Raw genomic sequence first — 8,696 nt, 5'->3', positions numbered from 1 at the left:
TGCGTCGCGGCCTTGCGCGCCCATTCGACGGAGGTCTCGGCGTCGATGTCGATGACCTCGTCGTAGATGTCGGTGTTGAGGATGTCGGGCACGAAGTTGGCGCCGATGCCCTGGATCTTGTGCGGCCCGGCCTGACCGCCGTTGAGGATCGGCGACTCAGCGGGCTCGACGGCGATCATCTTCACGTCGGGCTTGCGCTCCTTGAGCACCTCGCCGATGCCGGTGATCGTGCCGCCGGTGCCGATGCCGGCGATGACGATGTCGACGGCGCCGTCGGTGTCGCGCCAGATCTCCTCGGCGGTGGTCTTGCGGTGCACCTCGGGGTTGGCCGTGTTCGCGAACTGGCGGGCGAGGACGGCGCCGTCACGCTCGGCGGCGATCTCCTCGGCCTTCGTCACGGCGCCCTTCATGCCCTCGGCGGCGGGGGTGAGGACGAGTTCGGCGCCGAAGCCCTTGAGCAGCGCGCGACGCTCCTTCGACATCGACTCGGGCATCGTCAGCACGACGTCGTAGCCCTTGGCGGCGCCGACCATGGCGAGCGCGATGCCGGTGTTGCCCGAGGTCGCCTCGACGATCGTCCCGGCCGGCTTCAGCTCGCCGGAGGCCTCCGCGGCCTCGACGATCGCCTTGCCGATGCGGTCCTTGACGGAGGCGGCGGGGTTGCTGAACTCGAGCTTCGCCGCGACGGTGACGTCGGGGGCGTCGATGATGCGGTTGATGCGCACGAGCGGCGTGTTGCCGATGGCCTCAGTGACGTTGGCGAGGATGGGCATGAGGGGGGCCTTTCGACGGTGGCGGCGCGTCCAATCTCGCCCCAAGGAGGCGAGCAGACGCGGTGCGATGACTGCTTATGACTTTACCAACTCTGCGTTATCTACGTTTATGCCCACGGGCCAGGCAATAGCACACGTGCTCGTTGACTAATTCGAAATGGACACGACATCGCCCCGCCCCCGGGTTACCGGCCGGTAGCCCCGTCTAGACTGGGGCCCATGTCAGCCCTCCAGATCGTCGCCGCAGTGATCTGCGTCGTCATCACCGTCATCGGCGTCTCGCTGCTCGTGCGCGCCGTGGCACAGATGGTGGCGCGGTTCAAGGTCGGCGCACCCGAAAAGCGCACGGACAACCCCGGTGCGCGAACCGTCACGTTGCTGCGCGAGTTCCTCGGACACACGCGCATGTCCCGCCTGCCGATCGTCGCCGTCGCGCACTGGTTCACGATGATCAGCTTCGGCATCCTGTTCTTCACCCTGGTCACCGCCTACGGCCAGATCTTCAACCCCGACTTCACGCTGCCGATCATCGGAACGTTCGCTCCCTGGGAGTGGCTGACCGAGTTCATGGCGTGGACGGGCTTCCTCGGCATCTGCTGGCTCATCTGGAACCGCCGCAAGAACCACCCGGGCCGTTCGGCCGGCAAGGACGGCCGCAAGTCGCGCTTCTTCGGTTCGTCGTTCTGGCAGGCCTACTACGTCGAGTTCACGATCTTCGGCGTCGGTCTGTGCATCGTCAGCCTGCGCGCGCTCGAGTACGCGCTGGGCCGCGTCGACGGCAGCCACCACGCGAGCGTCCTGCACTTCCCGATGACGTTTTTCCTCGGCAAGCCGTTCGAGTCGATCGGCAAGGACGGCCTCGAGCAGCTCATCGTCGTCATCGCCGCGATCAAGATCCTCATCTCGATGGCGTGGATGATCACGATCTCGCTCAACACGACGATGGGTGTTGCCTGGCACCGCTTCCTCGCGTTCCCGAACATCTGGTTCAAGCGCAACGCGGACGGCCGCACGGCCCTCGGCGCCGCGAAGCCGATGATGGTCGACGGCGAGCCGCTCAAGGACGTCGAGGAGCTCGAGCTCGACGAGGACACCGTCCTGGGTGTCGGCAAGGTCGAGGACTTCACGTGGAAGGGCCTGCTCGACTTCTCCACCTGCACCGAGTGCGGTCGTTGCCAGAGCCAGTGTCCCGCGTGGAACACCGAAAAGCCGCTGTCGCCCAAGCTGCTCATGATGACGCTGCGCGACCACTCCGCCGCGAAGGCGCCGTTCCTGCAGGCCGCTGCGGCCGCGTCCGGGCCCGTCGACGAGAAGGGCCTGCCGACGGTCGCCGACCACTCCGGCGTCGACCTGCTGCGCACGCCGCTCATCGGCTCGACCGGCTACGACATCGCGAACCCGCTGACGGCGTACAACCCGGCCGGCACCACCGCGAACGGTGACGCGGCCGGTGCCATCATCGACGAGGACGTCCTGTGGTCGTGCACGACGTGTGGCGCCTGTGTCGAGCAGTGCCCCGTCGACATCGAGCACGTCGACCACATCGTCGACATGCGTCGCTACCAGACGCTCATCGAGTCCGCGTTCCCGACCGAACTCGCGGGCCTGTTCAAGAACCTCGAGAACAAGTCGAACCCGTGGGGCATGTCGGCGCGGGCTCGCCTCGAGTGGGCCAAGGGCCTGCCGTTCGACGTCAAGGTCATCGGCTCCGACGTCGAATCCGCCGACGAGGTCGAGTGGCTGTTCTGGGTCGGCTGCGCCGGCGCCTACGAGGACCGTGCGAAGAAGACGACGCGCGCCGTCGCCGAGCTGCTGCACACAGCGGGCGTCGACTTCGCCGTCCTCGGTGACGGCGAGAGCTGCACCGGCGACCCGGCACGCCGCGCCGGAAACGAGATCCTCTTCCAGATGCTCGCCGGCCAGAACGTCGCGACGCTCAACGAGGCGAAGGCGAAGAAGATCGTCGTCACGTGTGCGCACTGCTTCAACACGATCAAGAACGAGTACCCGCAGATCGGGGGCGAGTACGAGGTCGTCCACCACACGCAGCTGCTCAACCGTCTCGTGCGCGAGAAGAAGCTGACGCCCGTCGCGGCGCCGGAGGAGTTCGCGCAGCAGCCGAAGGACAAGTCGGGCGCTGCGTCGACGGGCAAGTCGGTCACGTACCACGACCCGTGCTATCTCGGCCGTCACAACCAGGTCTACGCGCCGCCGCGCGAACTCATCGCGTCGCTGCCCGGCGTCGAGTACAAGGAGATGGAACGCTCCGGCGAGAAGTCCTTCTGCTGCGGCGCCGGCGGCGCCCGCATGTGGATGGAGGAGAAGCTCGGTGAGCGCATCAACCTCAACCGTACGAAGGAGGCCGTCGCCACCGGCGCCGACCGCATCGCCATCGGCTGCCCGTTCTGCCGCGTCATGATGACGGACGGCCTCACGGCCGAGCAGAGCGACGGCAACGCGCGCGAAGAGGTCGAGGTCGTCGACGTCGCCAACATGCTGCTCGCCGCGGTGCGTCGCGGTGAGGACACGAAGGCCGTCGACGAGGGCGCGACGCAGACCGTCTGAGCCGCCGCACCCGCCCGTCACGGGCACGAGGGTTGACACCCGGGGCGCTTCGTTCCGCTGAGAGATCAGCGGGACGGGCGCCCCGTTCGTCGTTTCATGGGGCGCCTCGGGCGGGGTTTGTTGAGCGAGGTTCGTTGAGCGGGGTTCGTCCATCCCAGTTCGCCTGCCAGGGTTCCGCTACTCACGCCCCCGCCTCGTGCGTCCAGATGCACCCGGGTGCATCTGGACGACGAGGCGGACCGGCGGCGCGGCCTCGTCATCCACAGGCAGTGACGGCCACGGGCCGTTTCGACGCTCTCGGGAGGGCTGATCCACAGGGTCGCGGCGCCCGGGCTGCGCGGGGGCGACGCAGGGACCTAGCGTCGCCGTCATGAGCACTCTCGGAGACGACATCCGGGCGCAGCAGCGGCGAGCCGACCTGCTCTCGAGCGACCTCGCACAGTCCGCCACGGATCTGCGCACGACCATCACGACGACGCAGTGGACGTCCGGTGCGGCCGACCATTGCCGCAGCGTCCTCACCTCGTTCGCCCGCGACCTCGACGCCTGCGGTGACGACGCGGCGTCGTTCGCGACCGACATCGGCCGGCACGCCGCATCGGTCGAATCGCATCAGACCAGCGTGACCAACGTCGTCATGGCGCCGATCGATCTCGCGCGCGATGGCCTGTCGAAGGTGGGCAAGGCCCTGCACCGCGACGAGAGCGAGGGTCCGTACGACTACTCCCACTACGGCGACTGGCGGGGATGACGATGACGCAGCCGTTCCTGCTCGTGCGAGCCCGTGCCGGGCAACACACGTCGTTGCTCGAGGTCACCTTCGCTGACGGGTTGTTCCGCCTCGCGAGCACCCGGGGCGCGAGCGTCCACGCCGCCGAGGACGTCGTCAGCGCCGTGCTACAGCTCGTCGTCGACGCCCCGCCCGACGCCGACGCCGACCTCGTCGTCATCGGCTGTCTGGACGAGGTCGCGACACCTTGCCTCATCGCAGCGCGCCGAGGCGGCGAGTGGTGCGACGTCGGGTTCGACGACGCAACACGCGACTGGTTCGACGTTCGCGCCGAGGTCGTGGCGGCACTCGTCGGCCTCCATGCGCAATCGGGCGCGCCGAGCGGCTGCCTCGCGGCTGGCGACGCCCAGGATGAGATGCGTCCCGACCCCGGATGGGAGCACGCCGCATGAGAGTCGACCCGCCCAGCTCGTCGGTGACAGGCACCGTCATCGCTAAGAAGAGCGCCGGCCCGAGCGCCGTCGACGCCAACCTCGCTGATCTGCGCACCCTCGCCGCCGCGCTGACGACGGCGCACGGTGACGCGAGCAGCGCTTCCACCACGAGCCTGTCGATCGGCTGGGGCCTGCCGTTCACCGGGGATGCCCTCTCCCCTGGCACGGCCACGACATGCGCCACGGCGTCACTCGATCTGGCGGCCACCCTGACGGCCACGGCGCTGCGCGCGCAGTTGCTCAGCACTCTCGTGAGCGCCTCGCTCGACGCCTACGAGCTCGCCGAAGCCTGCGCCGTCGCCCACATGAAAACAGCCATCGCGACGTACTCGCTGACGGTGACTCTGGCGAAGATCTCGATGCGCCAATGGACCGGCAACGCGCCCTCGCCCGATACGACCGCGATGATCGTCGGTGACGTCGTCGCCATCATCGACGCGAGACTGCCGGGTTCGTACGAGGAGAATGTCGCCGGCATCAACATCGGCCTCGTGCGTGCGCTGGGCACTCCGAACCCCGTCACCACCTCGATCGTCAGCGGGCCCGATGCGCCCCGGCCCGCACCCGCAGTGCGCAGCGTCGGCCAGAGCATGGGACGCATCGACGATCTGTACGAGAACGGCAACGACTCCGCCCACATCCAGGTGCAGCGCGTCGTCGACCCGGCCACTGGCCAGGGCCGCTGGATCGCGATGATCCCCGGCACCGCGACGTTCTCCTGGAACGCCCGCACGCCACTCGACGGCTCCGGCAACGTTGCCGCCGCGGCGGGTCTCGTCAGCGGTGGCGAAGTCGCCGTCCGGGATGCCTTGCGCGATGCGATGCAGCGTGAGGGCGTGCTCGGCAAGGGCGAGCCGGTCATGCTCGTGGGTCACTCGCAGGGCGGCATGGTGATGACGAACCTCGCGCGCCGTCGCTCCGACGGTCTCAACGTCACCCACGTCACGACGTACGGTTCGCCGGTCGGGGCCGCCAAGCTCCCCGCGGGGGTGCGTACGCTCAACATCGAGAACTCGGCTGATTTCATCCATCGCATCGACGGGCGGGCCACCGGTGACGGCGACCCTGGACGCGTCCGACTCGTCATCGACGACCCGACGTCGGCGGTGACCGCGAAGGGTTCGACGAGCATCATCGAGCCGCACTCGCACGAGAAGTATCGGTGGAACTACGAGGCCGTCATGGGTCAGGAACGCGGACGCCCCGGCCCGCCGAGCGCCGCCGTCGACTTCGAGACCAGCGCGGCGCCGTTCTTCGAGGGCGAGGCTCGCACCTACCGGTACGACGCCTCGCGCGAGCCCGGCGTCGAAGCAACGCAGAACGCCGTCACGCCGACGCTGACGTGCACGTCGGAGACGACGCACAAGCCGTCACCGACGCCGAACTTCGGCGTCGGCCCCGCCGGGCAGTACCGGGTGACCTCGCCATGACCGCGCCCCTCCGCGATTACTGTCCCCACCGGCGATTTTCGTCTGCAGTCGCGGGGCCGCTGCCGGTGCGCCGTCAGGGCCTGGAGGCCGGGCTGACGGTTTCGTCCCCGGCGCTCTACGTCTCGACGTTCTCCACACCGGTTGCGGGGATGGCGCGGTCGCCGTCACCCGGGGCGGCACCGTCGAGCAAGTGGTCGATGAGGAACCGCGACGTCTCACGGTGCCAGCGCGGCGCGCCCCACAGCATCGCGTGCCAGCCCGGCATCGAGACGAAGCGGGCGTCGCCCCCGAGGGCCGCGACGTCGTCGATGAGCTTCTTCGTCGCGACGGGGTTGGTCACGGTGTCGCGTCGGCCGTGGATGCCGAGCAGCGGGATGGTGCGGAACGTCGCGGGCTCGGACGCTTCTGCCGCCCACGGCGCGAGCGCCACGACGGCGGCGACGTCCTCGCTGCTCGCGATGTCGAGCGCGACCCGCCCACCCATCGAGTGGCCGGCGATGGCGATCGGCACGCCCGGGTAGCGATCGCGCAGCTCGCCGAGAGCCCAGCGTGTGTCCTCGACGGCCGGCTTCTCCGGCTCGTTCCACCCACGGACGGCGAGGCGCAGCGTCGCACCCCCGATTCGGCCGTGGCTACGACGCTCGACGTCGCGCGCGAACGGCACGATGCGCAGGTAGGCGGGGTCACCGCGACGCATCCGCAGGTGACCTTCGACGTCGCCTCCGTGGACGAACAGCACGATCGCCTCGGGGTGACGCACGCGCGGCATCGTCAGCAACGGACTCGCGACGACGGCCGCACCACCGCGCTTCGTCGTCGCCGGACGCTGTGGCGCCTCCACGCTCAGGGGGGCGTCGACGGCAGCCGAACCGTCTTGCGCGGGAGCGTCAGGAGCGGCGGCACCCCCGGCGCCGGCCCGCCCGCCGTCGCGGTCCGCCCTGCCGTCATCCTGCTCGTCCCCGTCGTCCTCACCCTCAGGACGATGCACGTGCGGCATGGGCGTCGGCGGGTTGGTGGACGCCAGCACGTCGGACTCGCGACGCGTCGTTGCGGCACGCTGCGGTGCCCTCACGGCGTCGGCGTCGTCATCGACGGTGACACCGTCGAGCGCCTCGTCGCCGAGTTCGTCGTCGCGCAGCAGCGCATCGGCGGCGTCGGCGGCGAGGCCGACCACTTTGTCGCCGAGGGAGGTCTCGTCGACGGGGGTGGCTTCACCGTCCGGTACGCGCGGAGAATCTGCTTGCCCCGGGGCGACCTCGACCTCGAGCTCGGAGCCGAGACGACGGCTGAGCTCGACGGCCGCGCGCGCCGGCAGCGACGTGACGTCGTCGTCGCTCTCGTCGGCCATCGTCAGACGTCGGTGCGGTGGAAGGAGGAGAAACTGCGGCTCGCGGTGGGGCCGCGCTGGCCCTGGTAGTGCGAGCCGTATTCGGAGCTGCCGTAAGGGTGTTCGGCGGGGGACGTCAGCTGGAAGAAGCACAGCTGGCCGATCTTCATGCCCGGCCACAGCTTGATGGGCAGCGTCGCGACGTTGCTCAACTCGAGCGTCACGTGGCCGGAGAAACCGGGGTCGACGAAGCCCGCCGTCGCGTGCGTCAGCAATCCGAGGCGACCAAGCGACGACTTGCCCTCGACACGAGCGGCGACGTCATCGGGCAGCGTGATCTGCTCGTAGGTCGAGCCGAGGACGAACTCGCCGGGGTGCAGGATGAACGGCTCGGACGCGTCGACCTCGACGAGGCGCGTCAGTTCCGGCTGCTCGGCGGCGGGGTCGATGAAGGGGTACTTGTGGTTGTCGAACAACCGGAAGAACTTGTCGAGGCGCACGTCGATGCTCGACGGCTGGATCATCGACGGTTCGTACGGGTCGAGCACGACCCGGCCGGAATCGATCTGGCTCTTGATGTCACGGTCCGAAAGCAGCACACGGCTACGGTAATCGACGCGCGTCTGCCGCGGCCCCGCTCTCACTCATCGGCGCCGTCGGTGGCGAGAGACCGACACACCGTCCGTCATGACATGCACGTACGGCGCGGACGCGCTAGAGTACGAGGCGCTTGATCGACGCGCCGGACGTTCACCAGGACGGGCGCCGGACAGGCAAGAACCCCGCCGTGGCGGGGCTCGCGAGTGTAGTTCAATGGTAGAACATCAGCTTCCCAAGCTGAATACGCGAGTTCGATTCTCGTCACTCGCTCCAAGCATGTGAAAGGGGCCGGATCCGATGGGATCCGGCCCCTTTCGTCATTCTTGCTCGGCCTCGCCGGGACGCGAGGTCGGCTGTGGCTCCTTCGAGCACTGCGCACACCGCCCCAGCAGCGCCCCGTGCTCGGCGTCGAGCGTGAACCCCGTCAGCTCCTTGATTCTTGCGGCGAGTGGCGCGAACTCGGCCACGTCGACGTCGACGAAGCGCCCGCACGTGTCGCACTGCAGGTGCGCGTGGGCGTGAGGCTCGGCCACGTGCCCGGTGACCTCGTGCCCGGCGGCATCGCCCTCCCCCGAGTCCCCATCCGATGCACCAACATCGGCCTTCGCCCCCTCACGCGCCACGTCGGCCGCCAGGTGGTAGATCGTCGCGCCGCCCGGAACGTGGGTGTGCGTGACGATGTCAGCGTCGACGAGAGCCTGCAGCGAGCGGTAGATCGTCGCGCGGTGGATACCCGGTTCGACCTCGTCGACGAGCGCCGCGACGGCGTCGGCGTCG

8 protein-coding genes and 1 tRNA gene are annotated in these 8,696 nt (G+C 69.0%); 5 read left to right on the top strand and 4 right to left on the bottom strand.

The window, feature by feature from the left end; genetic code table 11:
* A partial coding sequence (cysK, locus tag B2284_RS01690) for a cysteine synthase A (RefSeq protein WP_286697106.1) occupies positions 1–773 on the bottom strand: 773 nt, incomplete at its 3' end.
* A 219-nt stretch (positions 774–992) separates the two neighbouring features.
* Between cysK and B2284_RS01685 the strand changes: the two genes are divergently transcribed.
* From B2284_RS01685 to B2284_RS01670, 4 genes are all read left to right on the top strand, one after another.
* Entirely contained in the window at positions 993–3,338 is a 2,346-nt protein-coding gene (locus tag B2284_RS01685; RefSeq protein ID WP_006947058.1) for a (Fe-S)-binding protein, read from the top strand.
* 370 nt (positions 3,339–3,708) lie between these two features.
* On the top strand, positions 3,709–4,089 hold the full coding sequence (locus B2284_RS01680; protein ID WP_040015042.1) for a hypothetical protein: 381 nt from the start codon (positions 3,709–3,711) through the stop codon (positions 4,087–4,089).
* Positions 4,086–4,520, top strand: coding sequence for a hypothetical protein (locus B2284_RS01675; protein WP_143181188.1), 435 nt, complete (start codon positions 4,086–4,088; stop codon positions 4,518–4,520). The genes B2284_RS01680 and B2284_RS01675 overlap by 4 nt, the downstream gene beginning before the upstream one ends.
* The gene (locus tag B2284_RS01670) at positions 4,517–5,992 is read left to right on the top strand and encodes a lipase family protein (RefSeq protein WP_131940421.1); all 1,476 of its coding nucleotides are present in this window, start codon (positions 4,517–4,519) and stop codon (positions 5,990–5,992) included. Before B2284_RS01675 ends, B2284_RS01670 begins: the two co-directional genes overlap by 4 nt.
* A 115-nt stretch (positions 5,993–6,107) precedes the next feature.
* On the opposite strand, the gene B2284_RS01665 is transcribed toward B2284_RS01670, so the two are convergent.
* Positions 6,108–7,340 (bottom strand): alpha/beta hydrolase, encoded by a 1,233-nt coding sequence (locus B2284_RS01665; RefSeq protein WP_006947111.1) that lies wholly within the window; start codon positions 7,338–7,340, stop codon positions 6,108–6,110.
* Between the two features lie 2 nt (positions 7,341–7,342).
* Positions 7,343–7,918 (bottom strand): dCTP deaminase, encoded by a 576-nt coding sequence (gene dcd / locus B2284_RS01660; protein ID WP_006947114.1) that lies wholly within the window; start codon positions 7,916–7,918, stop codon positions 7,343–7,345.
* Positions 7,919–8,118: 200 nt separating this feature from the next.
* Between dcd and B2284_RS01655 the strand changes: the two genes are divergently transcribed.
* Positions 8,119–8,192 (top strand) — tRNA-Gly (locus B2284_RS01655).
* 44 nt (positions 8,193–8,236) lie between these two features.
* Here the strand turns inward: B2284_RS01655 and B2284_RS01650 are convergent.
* On the bottom strand, positions 8,237–8,696 hold a 460-nt coding region (locus B2284_RS01650; RefSeq protein ID WP_286697105.1), incomplete at its 5' end, for a Fur family transcriptional regulator.

Origin of the sequence: Dermacoccus sp. UBA1591 (genome assembly GCF_002322065.1) — a bacterium.
GTDB classification, from domain to species: Bacteria; Actinomycetota; Actinomycetes; order Actinomycetales; family Dermatophilaceae; genus Dermacoccus; species Dermacoccus nishinomiyaensis.
This window is presented reverse-complemented; position numbering and strand designations above follow the sequence as displayed.

Coding starts and splice junctions, on each gene's coding strand:
- B2284_RS01670 (WP_131940421.1), top strand. CDS start 4,517: ATGAGAGTCGACCCGCCCAGCTCGTCGGTGACAGGCACCGTCATCGCT.
- B2284_RS01680 (WP_040015042.1), top strand. CDS start 3,709: ATGAGCACTCTCGGAGACGACATCCGGGCGCAGCAGCGGCGAGCCGAC.
- B2284_RS01685 (WP_006947058.1), top strand. CDS start 993: ATGTCAGCCCTCCAGATCGTCGCCGCAGTGATCTGCGTCGTCATCACC.
- B2284_RS01665 (WP_006947111.1), bottom strand. CDS start 7,340: ATGGCCGACGAGAGCGACGACGACGTCACGTCGCTGCCGGCGCGCGCG.
- B2284_RS01675 (WP_143181188.1), top strand. CDS start 4,086: ATGACGATGACGCAGCCGTTCCTGCTCGTGCGAGCCCGTGCCGGGCAA.